General features: G+C 40.1%; 13 protein-coding genes. 10 read left to right on the top strand and 3 right to left on the bottom strand.

Going from position 1 to position 18,511, the window contains the following annotated elements:
• Nucleotides 1-190: 190 nt before the first annotated feature.
• Nucleotides 191-451, bottom strand: a complete 261-nt coding sequence (locus KKC46_07765) for a hypothetical protein (protein ID MBU1053711.1) — start codon at nucleotides 449-451, stop codon at nucleotides 191-193.
• A 62-nt stretch (nucleotides 452-513) separates the two neighbouring features.
• Here KKC46_07765 and KKC46_07760 point away from each other — a divergent pair, with 62 nt between their 5' ends.
• From KKC46_07760 to KKC46_07745, 4 genes are all read left to right on the top strand, one after another.
• Nucleotides 514-678, top strand: coding sequence for a hypothetical protein (locus tag KKC46_07760; protein MBU1053710.1), 165 nt, complete (start codon nucleotides 514-516; stop codon nucleotides 676-678).
• 275 nt (nucleotides 679-953) lie between these two features.
• Entirely contained in the window at nucleotides 954-2,651 is a 1,698-nt protein-coding gene (locus KKC46_07755; GenBank protein ID MBU1053709.1) for a CHASE2 domain-containing protein, read from the top strand.
• The gene (locus KKC46_07750) at nucleotides 2,638-3,144 is read left to right on the top strand and encodes an SH3 domain-containing protein (protein ID MBU1053708.1); all 507 of its coding nucleotides are present in this window, start codon (nucleotides 2,638-2,640) and stop codon (nucleotides 3,142-3,144) included. Before KKC46_07755 ends, KKC46_07750 begins: the two co-directional genes overlap by 14 nt.
• 44 nt (nucleotides 3,145-3,188) lie before the next feature.
• On the top strand, nucleotides 3,189-4,037 hold the full coding sequence (locus tag KKC46_07745) for a M48 family metalloprotease (protein MBU1053707.1): 849 nt from the start codon (nucleotides 3,189-3,191) through the stop codon (nucleotides 4,035-4,037).
• A gap of 176 nt (nucleotides 4,038-4,213) precedes the next feature.
• Here the strand turns inward: KKC46_07745 and KKC46_07740 are convergent, their stop codons facing one another.
• Nucleotides 4,214-5,239, bottom strand: coding sequence for an NAD-dependent epimerase (locus tag KKC46_07740; protein ID MBU1053706.1), 1,026 nt, complete (start codon nucleotides 5,237-5,239; stop codon nucleotides 4,214-4,216).
• A gap of 611 nt (nucleotides 5,240-5,850) precedes the next feature.
• Here KKC46_07740 and KKC46_07735 point away from each other — a divergent pair.
• Nucleotides 5,851-6,534 (top strand): PEP-CTERM sorting domain-containing protein, encoded by a 684-nt coding sequence (locus KKC46_07735; GenBank protein MBU1053705.1) that lies wholly within the window; start codon nucleotides 5,851-5,853, stop codon nucleotides 6,532-6,534.
• A 312-nt stretch (nucleotides 6,535-6,846) separates the two neighbouring features.
• On the opposite strand, the gene KKC46_07730 is transcribed toward KKC46_07735, so the two are convergent.
• Nucleotides 6,847-8,316: a sigma 54-interacting transcriptional regulator gene (locus KKC46_07730; protein ID MBU1053704.1), complete on the bottom strand. Its 1,470-nt coding sequence runs from the start codon at nucleotides 8,314-8,316 to the stop codon at nucleotides 6,847-6,849.
• A gap of 186 nt (nucleotides 8,317-8,502) precedes the next feature.
• Between KKC46_07730 and KKC46_07725 the strand changes: the two genes are divergently transcribed.
• The 5 genes from KKC46_07725 to KKC46_07705 all read left to right on the top strand — a co-directional run bounded on the left by KKC46_07725 (nucleotide 8,503) and on the right by KKC46_07705 (nucleotide 18,006).
• Nucleotides 8,503-10,527, top strand: coding sequence for a VIT and VWA domain-containing protein (locus KKC46_07725; GenBank protein MBU1053703.1), 2,025 nt, complete (start codon nucleotides 8,503-8,505; stop codon nucleotides 10,525-10,527).
• Nucleotides 10,528-10,595: 68 nt separating this feature from the next.
• Nucleotides 10,596-11,246 carry a rhomboid family intramembrane serine protease gene (locus KKC46_07720; GenBank protein ID MBU1053702.1) on the top strand — a complete coding sequence of 217 codons (651 nt, stop codon included), beginning with the start codon at nucleotides 10,596-10,598 and terminating at the stop codon, nucleotides 11,244-11,246.
• Nucleotides 11,247-11,620: 374 nt separating this feature from the next.
• Nucleotides 11,621-14,470, top strand: a complete 2,850-nt coding sequence (locus KKC46_07715; protein MBU1053701.1) for a response regulator — start codon at nucleotides 11,621-11,623, stop codon at nucleotides 14,468-14,470.
• A gap of 42 nt (nucleotides 14,471-14,512) precedes the next feature.
• Nucleotides 14,513-16,693 (top strand): EAL domain-containing protein, encoded by a 2,181-nt coding sequence (locus tag KKC46_07710; GenBank protein MBU1053700.1) that lies wholly within the window; start codon nucleotides 14,513-14,515, stop codon nucleotides 16,691-16,693.
• 341 nt (nucleotides 16,694-17,034) lie between these two features.
• On the top strand, nucleotides 17,035-18,006 hold the full coding sequence (locus tag KKC46_07705) for a DUF882 domain-containing protein (GenBank protein ID MBU1053699.1): 972 nt from the start codon (nucleotides 17,035-17,037) through the stop codon (nucleotides 18,004-18,006).
• Nucleotides 18,007-18,511 lie beyond the last annotated feature (505 nt).

Here is an 18,511-nt window from a genome sequence, read left to right as displayed (position 1 = left end):
GGCGGCATCAAAGTCTTGACAAGAAAACACCGGATATGGTTTATTGGGCGACATTTCCCAAGAGAGAGACAGCAGCTTGAATAAGCAGCTTACCCACTTAAAAAACAATTTTTGCTGTTCATACAATCCCGACCACCGCTCAAATCGGTGGATATAATCCTTAATTCAAACAAGAGGTGTCTCATGAAAACTAAGAGACTGTATATTCTTTCCATGGAATCAGGGATGGATCAATTAACTTCATAAAACCCACCAGGTCTTTACTACCCTGATACTCAAACAATCCACATGAACCCTTCGACGCTAAAATGAGCGGAATCCCGGGAAAAAGCCCCTGGAAAGCTGCCCGCGTCTTTGTTGAAACTTGTATAGTTTGCATTGCTGATTTTTTAACTATTACGATAGCAAATGTAACAGCCTGTTCTTTAATCACGGCACCAGAAATCTTCATGTTAATCCCCCTTTCCGGGTTAATGATGGTTTTAAATATATTATTATATTAAAGAGTAAGTAATGCATCCGGCAGACAGGCAAAGCGCCTTGAAAAAAGCAGGCTTCACTCAAAAAGATATAGCAAAGGAGCTTGGTATAGGCCAAGTGCCCGTGTCGAACGAAATCAACGGTGTTCCAACTTACGAAAGCATCCGCCAAGGCAATTGCACAAAAGTTCGGGAATGAATAAACGGAAGTTTTCCCGCAGTATTATTTTGGCAATAAACGCCTGCGTAAAAACAAGATTATAAATAATCTATATGCATAAGTAAGTCAATGTCTAAAAAACGGAAAAATATAGATAAAAAACCATACCTTTATTAAAATTAAGAACTGTGATAACTTTTAAATATGTTTTTACCCACCCAGCGTTACTGAAACGGGAACAGATGATTGTGTGGCACTAAAAAAATGCAACACGATCAGAACCCACGATCTTATTATAAACTTTGAGGCTTACCATGACACGACTAAAACTGCTTATAGGCCAATGGATAGCTCACATTGCCAGAAGATTACGCAATAACTTCTATCTTTATCTTGCGGCCCTGTTCACGCTTTTTGTATTGTTTGATGCCGGCGTGTTACATGTGGGAGAAAATATGCGTCAAAGGACATTTGATTTCATGGTCCGTAGCCGCGTGATTGTGCCTAAGCCGGATAAAGAGATTGTGATTGTAGATATAAACGAAGCCAGTTTAGCTGCTATGGCAAAGGAATATGGACGCTATCCATGGCCGCGTCAGGTGTTCGGCGAGTTTTTAGAAAATATCGAGGCACAAAAACCCAAAGCCATCGTTTTTGATATTTTATTTAGTGATGCTGACATAACCAACCCGGATAGCGATGCTTATTTCAATGACACCATAGCTGACACGGATAACACTTTCTTTCCGTTTATACGGTTGTCGGAAACCCAGGATAAACTTAGCGCATTAAAACCTGTTATGCTGCCAGGCGTAACTGAAATAATCAAAGGGCAAGCGGATAAAAATGCCACAATTGCCGTGATATTACCACATTTTGCGGCAGCAATTAATTCAGGCCGTTTAGGGTTTAATAACATATACCCGGATAAAGACGGCATAGTACGTGAATATCGCCTTTATCGGGATGATTATGGCTGGAAGGTGCCATCGCTGTCTATGAAAGTAGGTAATATGCTTGGCTACAACATGCCGGAGACACAAAGCGTGCTTATCAATTGGCGCGGAAAACCCTTTACTTACCAATACGTCACATTCAGCGATGTACTTCTGGATATGAGCAGTAGAGTGAAAAAACGCCCGGAAAATGAATTTAGCGGAAAAATCGTTATCATCGGCTCTACCGCACCCAGCCTGTTTGACCTTAAGGCCACGCCTATGGCAAAAATTTATCCTGGGGTGGAAATTTTAGCAACCGCCATTGATAATGTCAAACATGGTGATTATCTTCATGTGTGGCGCGGTTTTCTATCCTATGTATTTATCAGCCTGTTACTTATATGGCTTACAACCGCAGCTTTTTATAAGAATGCAGATCGCAACAAATTAAACAGGATTTTTAGTAGCAGCCAGATTATCTTACTGGTAATTTCTTATATCAGCATCAACACCACAAACACTTACATACCCTTGAGCGGCCCGGTTATTTGGGCTATTGCGTATTTCAGCATCGCAAAAGTTTATGCACTGGCCACTGACCTTGCGCTGCAACGATGGTTGGCATTTGGCGTAAAAACCGGCAAGGGGGAATCGCAGGCACTTATTATGCCTATTTTGGTGGAAAGCGAATATCCTTTAGGCGATGCGCTGCTTAAAAAACTAAAGCGGCAAATTGAACTTAATTGTCGCACACCTAATAATGTCGATATCCTGAAGGGTTCGCAAAGTGGCATTTGGGGATTATTCGGCGACACGATTGTCGTGAACTGGACTTATTCCGAAGCACTTGAACAATATGCACAAAATGCAAAACAGGACGCAGAACAATTGGCTGGACAATTATCTGCAATATTGAAAAATGTCGGCTTACCCGACGATACTAAAATATATTACTCTATGCATACAGGAGGATTGGCAGGAGACAAGCCATTAGCAAACCAATGGCGCAGCTTGTTTGCCCAAGCCATTCTCAAATTAGAACATAACGGAAAGGTTAATCATGAAAATATATAAAGTTATATTAATAGCAGCCTTATTACTGCCGGGAGTATCTTTAGCAGGTGAAATGGGCAGTGCTCTTAAAGCGGATATTATTCGCGAAGAACCTTATTCCGATGCCAAAAAAACAGGTAGTTTTGTGCGTGGCGATAAGCTGGAAATCCTTGGCAAAAAAGGTGGGTGGCTAAAGATAAAAACCGCAAAAGACAGCGGATGGGTTCGCTTATTATCGGTTAAACGCGGTATCAGCAAAGGCGGTAATGAGGCCGCAGGTATTCTGGCATTAGCAAGCGGCCGTGCAGGTACAGGACAGGTGGTCGCAACAACCGGAATACGCGGTTTGAATGAGGAAGAACTTAAAAGCGCTGAATATAATGCAGCCGAAGTCAAAAAGCTGGAAAGCTATACCCAAACCTCTGAGCAGGGCCGGCAGTTCGCTCAAAGCGGTGGTCTTGAATCCGTCATATTTCCCTACTTGCCGGAATCACAAAATAAAGGAGAAAAATAATGCGCTCACTTTATTCAATACTTATTTTTATGCTTGCCATTGTTATGCTGCAAGCATGCGCTAATGATTTTGGAGCTGCATTAAATGAAGTAGTCAAGAGCAGCACTTCTTGGGAAACCGGCACAGACAGTAAAGAAGCTTCATCCACAAATACAGCAAAGAGCGAAAGCAAACCAGCGTTTAATTTATTAAGTCCCTCCAGGCAGGAAGAAATTCAGATAGGCCGCCAAATCACGGGCAATCTGCTGGGAGCAGCTCCACTTGTAAATGATGAAGAACTGCAAAATTATGTAAATAAAGTCGGGCGCTGGGTAGCCAATCAGGGTGAACGCGCAGATTTACCCTGGCACTTTGGCGTAATCGAAAGCGAAGACATCAATGCCTTTGCCGCGCCCGGCGGCTATGTTGTCATCACTAAAGGGCTTTATCGGAAAATGGAAAACGAAGCACAACTGGCAGGTGTGCTCTCTCATGAAATAGCCCATGTTATCAGGAGTCACCATCTCAAAATCCTGCAAAAAACCCAACTGCTGAATTTTGGCTCAGATTTACTCGGCAAGCAATTAGGCAGGGACAATCAGGTAATCCAAAAATTAATCGGCAGCGGTGCGGAAGTTTGCGCCCGCAGCCTGGACAAAAGCGCCGAGTTTGAAGCCGACCGCATGGGTGTAGTACTAACTACCAGGGCTGGTTATGAGCCTTTCGGTTTACCTGAAGTACTGCAAATTATCGGGCAAACAGGCAGAGATGAAAGCAGAGTGGCCTTGCTGTTTAAAACCCATCCACTTCCTGATGACAGATTAGTAAAACTGGACGATGCGATTGGTAACAGGCTGGATAGTATTAAAGACGGCAAGACACTGGGGGAGCGTTTTTATCGTTTGAGGAATTAGGAATAGTCGGATTCACAAACCTTTTTGGTTTTTAGTTCCCTATGTTTTTGAGACCTTATTTTTATCATTTTAAGGATCGTACTATTACTGCTCTTGGCCCTTATTTTAATCTATCGCTTGCACTACATCATCAGTTTCCGAAGCAGGTAGATATATATTTAATTGTTATCAGATCTTTACTTTATCTTCTTCCCATAATAATCAACATACCAGTTAACAAAATGTCTTATTCCTGTTTCAAGTAAAGTTTCAGGCTTAAAACCAACATCGTTTATTAGATCATCAACATCGGCATATGTTGACACAACATCACCTGGTTGGAGATCAAGAAACTCCATTTCTGCTTTTTTCTCTAAAATAGTTTCTATATTTTCTATAAATTTCATAAGCTCAACAGGATTGTTGTTACCTATATTATAAATTTTATATTTTGCGTATGAGGTGCCGGGATCAGGGCTGTTGCCGCTCCAGTTTGGATTCGGCTCAGGAACTTTATTCATAATCCTTGCAACTCCTTCGATAATATCATCAATATATGTAAAATCACGCGTCATCTTTCCATGATTGAAAACCTTGATAGGTTTTCCATTAAGAATTGCATCTGTAAAAAGGAAAAGCGCCATATCGGGTCGCCCCCATGGCCCGTAAACCGTAAAAAATCTAAGTCCTGTGCAAGGCAAATCATAGAGATGGCTGTATGAATGAGCCATGAGTTCATTTGCTTTCTTTGTAGCTGCATAAAGAGACACCGGATGATCTACATTATGATGAATGGAAAAAGGCATTTTTGTATTTGCCCCATAAACCGAACTTGATGAAGCAAAAACAAGATGCTTAACATCATTATGCCTGCAGCATTCAAGGATATTTGTAAAACCGACTATATTGGAATCAATATACGAATAAGGATTCTCTAATGAATATCTAACACCAGCTTGTGCCGCAAGATTTACAACAACATCAAACTTGTTATTTATAAAAACTTCTTGCAAAGCATCCCTATCTGAAATGTCTGCTTTTATGAATGTAAATTTTTCATGAGACACTAGTTGAGCAAGCCTGGATTCCTTAAGTATAACATCATAATAAGGATTCATATTATCAATACCGGTTACATTAATCCCTTCCTTAAGCAATCTTAAAGACAAATGATAACCGATAAACCCGGCAGCACCTGTAACAAAAACATGTTTAATATTAATATCCATTGCATCCTCCGTTAGTTAAAAGAGTTTTACGAAGTTATATCCAACATGTTATCGGATTTCAACACAAAAACATGAGATTAAAGATGGGATTATTGGTAAGAATTTCTACCTGAGAGATACATAAACTGAAACGTTTTGAAAGTGGCTCGTATGCTTAAAGAATTTCTTTAATTGGATCTAAAAATATAGACTTCCGATAATATCCATTTCTTAGAATGTCGGAATTCTTTACAAATGCTTTTAAACAATTCCTTAGATTGTCGGAATTCTTTACAATCAGTTTTAAAGATTATAATAAGCAACAAACAATTAATATATTTATATATATCATGGTTATATAATGTGTAATCAATATTGATTACTGATTAAAAGTGTCGGGTTTCTTTACAATCTGACAACAGGCTTAGCATTCAACTATTATTATATGCTTTATATTTAGATAGTTATAATATTGGCACTATCTTTGCTTATATATCCCAAAATATTTATAATTGAACCATAAGGTGTTTTCCAAGAACAAATTCTATTTACCAGTAATAATTACTATTTCTTAAATACTTTAAAAAATGAATAATCTTACATACCTAAAACAAAGGAGACGATTTATGAAGAAATTATTATTACTATGTTTTCTATTTGTATGTATTTGGGCCGTACCTTGTTATGCTACACCCACATACGATGCTTCGGGATATTGGAATGCAACATTTACTGTTCAATTTGACCCAAATAATGCAAACATACCAGCAGGTCAGCCTTTCACATCATCATGGAACATGTACATCTCACAAAACGATGCTACTGACACATTTGGATTCAATGTATGGGACCCATCATCCCCAACCTCAACTAACTCATATTTTCTTGGATCGATAGCTGAAGCCCACTACACTGTTACATCGAATATGTTTTCGTTCCTTCCGATAGGATCTAGTTTTCCCGAGCATGCTGATACGGGCTGGTTGTTTCGTATTTTGAACTACGGTGGATCTCAAATCCAGTTAATAGCAGATATGACCAATTGCACAATGGATCTTACATCTTCTACAGAGATGACTATGGGTTGGGAGTTTAGATTGTCTGAGCATATGACATATGAATTGGATCCTTATAAATATCTGACTGATCCAAGTGTATGGTCTGAAGATGATTATTTCAAAGACATTACCGGACACTTTGAGGTAACGGCAACGAAAGTTAGCACGGTACCTGCACCTGCTTCTATACTTTTAGTGTTTACAGGAATGGCAAGTCTTGGGGTGTTAAGAAAGAAATTTAAAATAGCTTAAATTATCAAATAACTATGGATATTGGCAATTTAGTGTGGACAATTGAAATGCAAACCTGGATATCTTTCAGCTGTCCACAATATCCAACTTCCGGTATAATCTCCAATGAGCCAGTTTCAAAACGCCCCATTTTGGCCGATCTCTGCGTTGGGCTCAAATTTCAATCCTCGAAATACTCAATGTATTCCTGCGGTTGAAATTTTCGCCCGTCTTTAGCTTGACCAAACTGAAACGTTTTGAAAGTGGCTCCAATGGTTTACGAGCAAGCACCTTGCTGATAATACCGGCTAAGTTTTATAAATATCAAATATTTTATCCATTTATATACTTTTTTACCGTACGTCTGTCCAGTTTCACCCTGCGCGCCACTTCTTCAAATGTCCCATACTGCTTATAAAGCATCATACAATAATTACTCAAGATCGTCTGGGCATCCATGCTTCCCGTTTCTATACCAGACAGAAGATACGCTTTTTCATCAGGGTTAATTTCTTTATCATCACCTGAATAACTGCGCTTGATAAGCACTCTTCGCACACATTGTTCCAGCTCCCTTACATTGCCGGGCCATGGGTAATGATTGCCAAGTTCTTTTAAGATTACATCTCTAACGATGTCTGCAAGTTCTAAAGAAGGTTTTCCGATTAGTCTTTCAACGGTATGAGACAAAAGCCCGTTTAGTTCATCCGGGTCTTCTTCAAGACGCTGCCTTAATGGCGGAACCGTAATGGTGTCTGAGCATAACCTGTAGAAAAAGTCATCCCTAAATCGTCTTTGTGCACGAAGTTTATTGATGTCGCGATTCGTTGCCGCAAGCACCCTGCCCTGAAAACGTTTCTTCTCGTGACCGCCAACTGGTGAAAATACCCTTTCCTGTAGAACCTGTAGAAGTTTTATTTGAACCGGGATACTTGTCTCACCGATTTCATCCAGAAAAATAGTGCTGTATTGTCCACATTGTTCCAGAATGCCCTTGTGGGTATCTATTGCTCCGGTAAAAGCCCCCTTCCTGTGTCCAAACAACTCCGATTCGATCAATGCCTCAGGAAATTGAGAAAGGTTTAAAGAAATAAGAGAGCTGGTAAAGCTGTCCTCAAAACAATTACTCTTTTCGCTATATGGGATAAAGCCGGAACATCCAATGGCAGCAGCTACAGTTCCCTTGCCCGTGCCCGTTTCTCCAAGCAAAAGCGTTGAAAAATCTTCCATCCTGTTCCACAGATATTTTTCGTAAAGACCAATATCATAAGTAAATACATTGTTCCATAGACTTAACTTAAGCTGTTTCATGGAAGAACTTCTACCAATAAGATTGCTTTCTATAAAGAAAAAGGCCCGCCGCATCTGGTAAAAAATGGCAAAATAGCGGATAGCTTCAGCTTCCCGGAAACCATATTGTGTTAGAGCTTTATAAAAATTACCTGCAAACAATACCTTTAAGGGGGTATCGCCAGCCTTTCGCTGATCCATTATAAACGTGTCAAACTGGGGCGCATACTGATGATAGACATAAAAGAGCAGCGAGTTCTTTACTATCTCGTGATCATCTCCTGAAAAATAATTAATATCGGCACGCCCTTGATTTTCAAGTACCTTTATTTTCTGCTCCACCTCATAAAAAACCTTGTCCAGCAATGTGAAAGAAGAGGTTTCCAAGGAAAGGCCGGATATCTCAAGATCAACCCGCTCCCTTTCCTCACCAAAAGGGTTGGCAAACACCGCGCGTGTAACCAATGAGAAGAATCTGCGTTCCATTTTTGTAAGTATATTTTTTAAGTCCATACAATTTATGTACATACATAACCATTTTTTGTCTATTATTTTTTTTATTATTAAATGACCTGATTATTTAACTTATTGAATATACAACAATAACAATATTGGCACAGTTTCTGTAAACATTATATTAAAACCTCGAAACAAAAGAGGTAAACAAAACAACTAATTTCAAAAAAAGGAGGTTTAAAAATGTGCCATAAAATAAAAGTAAGGGTGGTACAGATAATTTTGTTTGCAGGCTTTTTCATGATGCAGGTATCCGTTTCACAAGCAGCCGGTTTATTAAAACCTGTAAACGGCAATGGTTCAAACATTCACATGAAATCACACAATGTCCAGGTAACCATAAACAACGGCTTTAGCCGAACGGAAGTAGATCAGATCTTTATTAATGAAGGCGATAAGGATATGGAGGCTATCTATTCTTTTCCTTTGCCGGTAAAAGCAAGTTTATCGGAGTTGAGTATCTGGATTGACGGCAAGGAAGAGATAGGTGAAGTACTTGAGAAAGAAAGGGCAAAAAAGATTTATGAACAACAGAAGGCCAAAGGAAATGATTCAGCGCTTGCCGAAAAAGATGATTACAAGACATTTAATATAAATGTTTCCCCTGTAAGAGCCGGTGGGGAAACACGCGTGCGCCTGGTTTACTATCAACCTCTTGAGATTGACTTGAATATAGGCCGTTATGTGTATCCTTTGGCTGAAGGCGGAGTTGACGAGGAAAGAATTTCTTTCTGGTCTGTTGATGACAAAGTTATAGGGTCGTTTTCTTTTGATTTGACATTAAAATCAGCTTTTCCGGTTAAAGACGTTCGCGTGCCCGGTTATCAGGATCGTGCAGAAATTAAACAAGCCGACAATCCCGATGAAGGAACGAACAGCGGCAATACATATCATATCCGAATAACGGAACCCGAAGGCTGTAATCTTTCCAAAGATATTGTTTTCTATTACCGCCTCAAAGAAGACATTCCGGCACGGCTTGAGCTAATCCCTTACAAAGCAGCACCTGACAAGGAAGGGACATTTATGGTGGTCGTAACTCCCGGAGCTTCCTTAAAACGCATTGTCGAGGGTACTGACTGGACCTTTATTCTGGACAAATCGGGAAGCATGGGCGGCGAAAAGATAAAAACTCTGGCAGATGGAGTATCCCGCGTTATAGGCAAAATGTCTGTAAATGATCGTTTCCGTATTATCACCTTTAATAATAGTGCCGATGACTTTTCCGGAGGATACATCAATGCAACGCCGGAAAATGCCAATGCAATAATCGAGCGCTTAAGAAATCTTCAGGCAAGTGGCGGAACCGCACTTTTCGCAGGACTTGAAAAGGGATGCAAAGGACTCGATGATGACCGAACAACAGGAATCGTACTTGTTACTGATGGAGTAGCAAATATCGGACCTACTCATGAGGCTGCTTTTCTTCAATTACTGCAAGACCACGATATCAGGCTTTTTACTTTTGTGATTGGTAACAGTGCAAACAGGCCGCTTTTAAATAAGCTGGCAAAAAAATCCAATGGATTTGCCATGAATATATCAAGCAGTGATGATATCATCGGACGTATTGTTCAGGCAAAGGCAAAAGTACTGCATGAAAGCTTCCATGATGTCAAAATTCGCTTTCATGGAGAAAAGGTTAAAGATCTAACTCCAACAAGTGTGGGAAGTCTTTATATGGGGCAACAGCTTGTAAAGTTCGGCAAGTATAATGGTTCCGGTGAGGTTGAAATTGAAATGCAGGCAAAAATATCGGGTACTCAACACAGTTGGCGATGCACGGCAGTTCTGCCAAAGATGGATACGGATAATCCTGAAATAGAGCGTCTCTGGGCATTGTCTGCCATAGAAGACCAAATGGAAGAGATCCGTGAAAAAGGGGAAAGTGATAACCTGCGAGGCAAGGTTGTGGATTTAGGCAAGAAATATTCTCTGGTTACCGATTATACCTCTATGATTGTTCTTGCAGAAGAAGAAATCGAAAACCTGGGGATTAAGCCAAGTAATAAAGAACGGGTGAATCGCGAACGTCAGGCGCAACAGATTCGCAAAGCAGCGCCTGCAAAAAACTACAGAGCTGATAACCGTAACAATAACGATGGAATGTTTAATGGATTAAAAGCTCCGAGCGTTGGTGTTGGTTCCGGTCCTATCGGACCTTTATCTCTCGCATTTATTTTCTGGCTAAACCGCAGAAAAAAATAAAAACATAGTGCAAAAAAAGTTTATAAAGGGTGGCAACAGTCACCCTTTATAAACAGGAAGGACATTATATGTTTAAGAAAAATAAAAAAAAGCCAACCTCAGCCGGGACAAAGCGTTTTTTCCCTGAAATATGGGCATATATCCTAATGATACTTTTGTGCAATGTTCATATTATTACCGGAAATCTGCCAAATGAACTGGTTTTTTACCCTAACTTGAATAATAGCAAAGCATTTATGAGTATCTTTACACACCCTTTTGTGCATGTTTCATGGTATCATCTGTTGCTTGACGGCGCAGGTTTTTTTGTTGTCTATTCGGGTATTCAACAGACCAAAATGACAACTCGATTGGCATATGTAGCGTTTTGTTGCACAGGAAGTATATTACTGCCACTCTTGTTTTCATCTTTTAAGCTTGCTTATGGTTTATGCGGCCTTTCAGGCATAGCCCATGGGCTCATGGCAATCTCCGCCCTTGAGATGGCAAATGGAAAGACTTTTAAAATAGGTATTATCTGTTTTGCAATTGTTTTCACAAAAAGCATTATCGAAGCCGTTAGCGGTAATGTTCTGTTTTCATTCCTTCATTTTGGTTTAATGGGGCTGCCTGTTGCCTCAACGCATCTTGGAGGAGTTCTTGGGGGGTGTTTTGCATATTTTATGTTTAATGGAACAAATAGGCTTTATGATTTTTTCAAGTTAAAGCAAAAAGCATAAATTTTAGTTTTTATAAATTAAAAATAGTATAGCTATAAACTTGACTCATATTTGTTATAAAAATATGTTTTTATTGAATATAGATTCTTAGTCGTTAATCCAGCCTAAACGAGCCTGAGCGAAATTGCTGAAAATTTACGACAATTCCAATAATCTAATACTAAAGATATTTAAATTTTTATCCGATAATAATTAAAACAGATCAATACTATACCAAATATCATAAATAACGTTCCGTTTGCTTATAGGTACTTATCAAATTGTAGAAACCGGAACATTATTTTGGCAAACAATATATTTGACAGTTTTAAAATTTATTAAATAGGTAAATAATGTTACAGAAATTTAGATTTTTTTCGATCAGACAAAAACTTATGAGCATCATGCTTCTGACAAGCGGCGTTGTGCTCCTGTGTACTTCTTTAGCATTTTTCATCAATGACGTTACATCATTTCGCAGCTGGATGCTTGATCAGCAAAAAATCTTAGCCAATATTGTCGGCATAAATACTACCGCGGCTGTATTATTTAAAGATAATAAGGCCGGGGAAAATGCCCTTCAGGGGCTTTCTTCAAATCCCAATATTAAAACAGCATACATCCTTGTAGAAAATGGAGAGGTGTTTGCTTCCTATGTGCAGAAAGGTTTTAAGGCCAGCAATAATTATCTGCAGATCACTTACAAACATGGCATCCCATATATCAGGGAACCGGACCTTTCTGCTATTACCGCTAAAGGAGATTCTTTTTGGCATTTTTTGGGCAGCACATTTACTGTTCTGCCCTTTTCAATGGATGGTCAACCGGTCAGCACAATAGTTATTGAGTCAGGCAACGGGGAACTAATGACCCGCCTCACACGTTCACTTGTCTCGTTTTTTGTGATTCTGGTTGCCGCATTTATCTTTGCCTACTTCATTTCCCGAAAATTGCAAGGACATATTTCTGAGCCAATCCTGCATCTTGCTAAAATCATGGACACTGTATCTGCCGAAAAATGTTACTCAATCCGAGCCGAAAAGACAACAGAAGATGAAATCGGCAATCTCATTTCAGGCTTTAATGAAATGCTTGCCAAGATTGAAATGAAGGATAGAGAACTCAAAACCCATAGTGAGCAGTTGGAAGATACGGTTAATCAGCGAACCGAACAGCTTTCGCATGCTAACAAAGAAATGCAAGTTGCTATTGTAGAACTTCGCAAGGCCAAGGAGGCTGCGGAAGCAGCGAGCCATGCCAAGTCACAGTTTTTGGCAAATATGAGCCATGAGATAAGAACACCTATGAATGGTATGATGGGTATGGTTGAACTGCTTCTAACCACTAGGATGTCCCCCAAACAGCAACACTTTGCCGAAACGGCCCGCCAGTCCGGAGACATGCTGCTTGCTGTAATCAACAATATTCTGGATTTTTCCAAGATAGAAGCAGGCAAACTGGAACTGGAGTTAACATCCTTTCCCCTGCGAGAGGTAATAGAAGAGACAGTTGATCTTTTTGCCGGAAACGCCCAGAGCAAGGGCCTTGAATTGACATGCCATATCCATACAGATGTCCCTGCACAAGTAAAAGGCGATTATAATCGACTCCAGCAGGTCTTAACAAACCTTGTAAGTAATGCCATCAAGTTTACCGAACAAGGGGGAATTGATATCATAGTGATGACAGCAGAAGATGATGGCACGACAGTACTGGTAAAGTTTGAAGTGCAAGACACTGGAATCGGCATATCACCGGAGGCCCATGCCCGGATTTTTGAAGGCTTTGCTCAAGCCGACGGATCAATGACCCGGAAATTTGGCGGAACAGGTTTAGGTCTTACGATTGCCCAACAGCTGGTTTCCCTCATGGGTGGTGAAATAGAAGTTATAAGCACACCCGGCACAGGAGCTACTTTTTGTTTCACTATCCGATTACAGAAAGAAAAAGCACACGAAATATCTACAGACGGCCTCTTGCAAGGGTTGCGGATACTTGTTGTAGATGATAATGAAACAAACCTGCGCATCCTGGAAGAACAGACCGCTTCCTGGGGCATGATCTGCCATAGCGCATCTAACGGGGAGCAGGCATTGGAGCTGCTCCGTTTTGCAGGTAATGATAATCCATACGACCTTGCCATTCTTGATATGATGATGCCTGAAATGAGTGGTATTAAACTGGCCCGGATCATATATAACGATCCCACCATTCCCACCATGCGGATCATGCTGCTAACCTCGGTCAATCAGGAGATAGGACAAGAACAGGCAAAACAATGGGGCGTCAAATCGTTATTAAATAAACCTATTCGACAATCACGACTCTACGAAAGCTTAATAACCTTATTAAACAACGAAGAAGTAATAAAATCAGACTATAATATCGCTGAAAAGCAAAACCCGGAAGATCAACAAAAACTCCGCATTCTTATAGCAGAAGATAATTCTGTAAATCAGCAAGTCATTAAAGCAGCACTTGAATTGCTAAACTTCGAGGTTGATATAACAACCAACGGCCAGGAGGCTCTCGATTCATGGTTAATCCATCACCAAAAGCTGGTCTTTATGGACGGTCAGATGCCGGTCATGGATGGGTATGAAGCAACCATCCAAATACGTAATGCTGAATCTAAAGATGCATGCGGTTTTGAAAAAAAACATACCATTATTATAGCCCTGACAGGGCATGCTATAAAAGGTGACCGGGAAAAGTTTCTTGCAACCGGGATGGATGATTACATGTCAAAACCATTTACAATCGCCCAGTTAAAATCAATGTTGAACAAGTGGCTGCCGGATTCGACGTCAGGCAAGGAAACAGAGGCCGGGTTTGCCGGTCCGGAAATGGAGGTTATCAATACACAATCATCTATTGCCGAGCGCGAATCCTTGATAGACATGAGTTTCTTAAACAATATAAAAAGTCTGCAACGGCCAGGTCGCCCCAATCTTCTAAGCAAGGTAATTGAGAATTATGTTGAGTCTGCGCCCCACCTCATAGGAGCTATCCGTCAGGGTATTGCGGATAAAGACCCAACAGCCTTAAGAAGCGCAGCTCATTCCTTAAAGTCGAGCAGTGCCAATGTCGGAGCCTCGTCACTTGCCACACTCTGTCGGCAGATCGAATCAATCGGCCATGCCCGTGCAACCGATGGAGCAGATATTCTTTTCCAGCAGATTGAATTTGTCTATCCCCAAGTCTATCAAAATCTTGCAGAAATCCAACAAGAAGAAAGAGTTTAATCATGGAAAGCGCCATTATTTTAATACAGGAGTAAATAAATCATGAACCAAATCTCTGATAATAATGCGACAAGACAAGTCCTTATTGTTGATGACGATACTACAATACGGTTTCTTGCCCGTGAAACTTTAGAAGAAGCCGGTTTTTTAGTAACTGAAGCTGCAAATGGAGCACAGGGCTTAGCTGCTTTCGAATCCAACCATCCGCAAGTAATTCTTTTGGATGTTATGATGCCCGAAATCGACGGATTTGCGGTTTGCAAAAAGATTCGCAACCATCCCGATGGCAAAAATATCGCCATTTTAATGATGACCGGACTTGAAGACATTGATTCTATTCAACGCGCATATGATGTGGGCGCTACTGACTTTATTACCAAACCCATAAACTGGCAAATTCTTGGATACCGCGCAAATTATATGTACCGTGCAAACCAGGCATTCAAAGACCTGAAAAATAGTGAGGTTCAGCTTAGCTCAGCACAAAAAATTGCCCATCTGGGAAGCTGGAATTGGGATATAGCAAACAATAGATTTCAATTATCCGATGAGCTCTATCGTATTTTAAATATTGACTCCACCACTTGTGCCCTCACCTATGAAACATTTATCAACTTCATTCATCCTATCGACAAAGAACAAGTAAAAATGACCATTGAGGAGGCTGTAGCCACACAGCAACCTTTCCACCTTGATTATAAAATCGTAATAGCCGATGGTTTAGAGCGTTTTGTAAGCATTGAAGGACAACCGGTTTTAAATAGTAAGAGTGAAGTGGTCCGGATGGCTGGAACTATCCAGGATATTACTGAACGAAAACAAGCAGAGGCACAAATCCGCTCTTTGGCATTGTATGATAATCTTACGGGCCTGCCTAACAGAATTCTCTTCCGCGACCGTTTAGAACAGGCAATCCGACAGGCAAGCCGGCAAAACAGCATGGTTGCCGCTATATTTATTGATCTTGACCGGTTTAAAGACATAAACGATAGTTTAGGGCATAATGCGGGCGATGAACTCTTACGGCAGGTCGCCAACAGGCTGCTCTCTGTAACCCGATCCAGCGATACCGTATCAAGATTGGGCGGCGACGAGTTTACAATAGTACTCCAGAATCTCACTTCTCTTGATGTTATTTGCTCATTGGCACAGAAAATATTGGATACATTTTCAGAACCTTTTTTGCTTGAGGCAAAAGAAATATTTGTCACCTCCAGCATTGGCGTTGCTGTTTACCCCAGCGATGCCGAAAAAGCCGATGATCTGCTAAAAAATGCCGATATAGCCATGTACTATGCTAAGGATAATGGCAAAAACAATTATAAACTATTCTCATCGGATATGCAGGTAAAAGCTGATACTCGTCTTACCATGCAAAACGAGATGCGCCAGGCTATGGAACGCAATGAATTTTTTCTTAACTACCAACCGAAATTTGACACCAAGACTGGTGAATTAACGGGAATGGAAGCGCTGATAAGGTGGAAACATCCGGAGAAAGAGGTTATTATGCCAAACACCTTTATTCCTATTGCAGAAGCTACAGGGCTTATCGTTCCTCTGGGAGAATGGGTGCTTAAGGAGGCCTGTCGCCAAAACATGGCATGGCAGGCGATGGGACACGAACCCATAAAAATTGCCGTCAATGTTTCAGCAATCCAGTTTAAGAGAAGCAATTTCCTGGCAACTGTTAATAAGGTTCTTAAAAAAACAGGTATGGCTGCCCATTTTCTACAGATTGAAATTACTGAAACTTCACTTATGCAGCAAAGCGAAAACACAGAAAGCATACGAAGCAAAGATCAGCCTGCCAGTATTGCAACAGTATTTGAGGCTGGTACAGAAGGAAACAATTCTATAATCAATACGCTTGATATATTACAGAAAATGGGCGTATCAATTGCCATAGATGATTTTGGTACAGGTTATTCTTCACTAAGCTATTTGAGATATTTCCCGATAGATGTAATAAAGATAGATAGCAGTTTTGTCTGGGCAATAAATGCCTGGCAGGGCAGTGAGATAATTTCTACCATTATTGATATGTCAAAGAAATTGCACTTGCAGGTAACAGCCGAAGGTGTTGAAACCGAACATCAGAAAACATATCTTATAAATCGTGGATGTCATGAATTGCAGGGGTTTCTTACGGGCAAGCCGGCACTCGCAGAAGATTGTGTGAAATATTTTGTAAAACCACAGAAAAAAGTAGTTAACGAATAATATTCATATTACCTCCTATCTTTATGGACTATCAAACTTCTTCACGAAATAGTAGCGATACCATATATAATAAGTCATCGCTATTTCAGTATTCCCAGCGACTTTTTCGTTACTGTATTTACAAAATTTAAATAATTTGGTAGTAATAGAAAATTGAGCCACTTTCAAAACGTTTCAGTTTGGTCAAGCTCAAGGCGGGCGACAATTTTAACCGCAGGAATACATGGCGTATTTCGAGGATTAAAATTTGAGTCCAACGCAGAGATCGGCCAAAATGGGGCGTTTTGAAACTGGCTCTATTATTAATTTACTACAGCTACCAGGCAGTTAAAAAGGGAACAATGAAAATATTCTGTTTTCCAATTAAACCGTTGGTATTTTTTTTTACTATTGTACTTATTATCGGTTTCACATCGCAAGGTATTACCGCCCAGATAGAATCTTCTGATATGAGCCGTTATTTTTACAGCGGCGACGGGCAACTCCGCTTGTATAGCAAAAAAAACGGGAAGTCTTTTTCCGGAAGATACCGTTTAGGTTTGGGAACCTATGATGAATCGGCGTTAAAGAAAATATGCCGGGTTTTTGATGTACCCGATAATGCCCCAAATACTCACCTCTCTTTGCGGCTTATAGAATTTATCGATTATTTACAAGACCGCTTTGGACCTAAGCACCAAATCACCATCACTTCCGGTTATCGAAACCCGGAATACAATACAGGGCTTCGCAATAATGGCAAGCTGGCCGCCAAAGCCAGCCTTCACCAGTATGGAATGGCTGTGGATTTTATAATGGAAGGCGTTAAAGCAAAGTCTATCTGGAATTATGTCAAGACGCTGGGTTTTGGCGGCACAGGCTATTATCACGGAAAGACGGTACATATTGATGTTGGACCTTCCCGCTCATGGGATGAAACAACATCCGGTGTTGGAACAAATATTTCCGATGACAATAAACTTATCGGGATTGTGACGGATTACGATGTTTATCAGCCTGGCACAACGATTACTTTTCGGTTCATAAGAATGACGGCCTTTCCAATCGGCGTAATCCCTGAATTCTCGATAGTCCGATTAGATGATCAGACCGGACCAAAAGTGGTTCTTGATTTTAAACCCGATTTTACCATATCCGAAAAAGGCTCCTGTATTCAGTTTGGCAATATTAACCAGATGGCTGAAATTCAATGGAAATTGCCGGATGGAATAATCCCCGGTCGCTATAAAATCAGGGCCGGGTTTTGCGATGATGCATGGAAACACATGCCGAACCAAATTGAAACTCCTGAAATTGAGATCAGAAAAATATAGCGGCCAACCGAAATTAATCCGATTGGCCGCTATGGAGGAAAGAAGATTTATTGTTAGGGTTACTTTATATATAGCAAATAACTTGCCAATGAGATCTTTTTGCTTACTTTAACAATAGATAATTTTGTTTTATTATAAATACATGATAGTTATGGTTAGCTATTTTTTTCAATTTCTTGTTATTAAATCTTTTTTAGGTTTCATATCGCTATCAGTAAGTTCAATATATTGAACCACTATTTACTATCATTAATATAATTAATTGTATTTAAATGATTTGTCTGCGTTCATTATTTTGAACCGAATTTTTACAGGAAAGACTCAATTCAAAAACCAAAGCTTTACAGTTCTATATTTTTAAATTAGAGCCACTTTCAAAACGTTTCAGTTTGGTCAAGCTCAAGGCGGGAGAAAATTTCAACCACAGGAATACATTTAGTATTTCGAGGATTGAAATTTGAGCCCAACGCAGAGATCGGCCAAAATGGGGCGTTTTGAAACTGGC

The organism is Pseudomonadota bacterium, assembly GCA_018817425.1.
Classification (GTDB): Bacteria; Desulfobacterota; Desulfobacteria; order Desulfobacterales; family RPRI01; genus RPRI01.
Note: the sequence above shows the minus strand (reverse complement) of the source record. Positions and strands in the feature narration are given on the sequence as shown.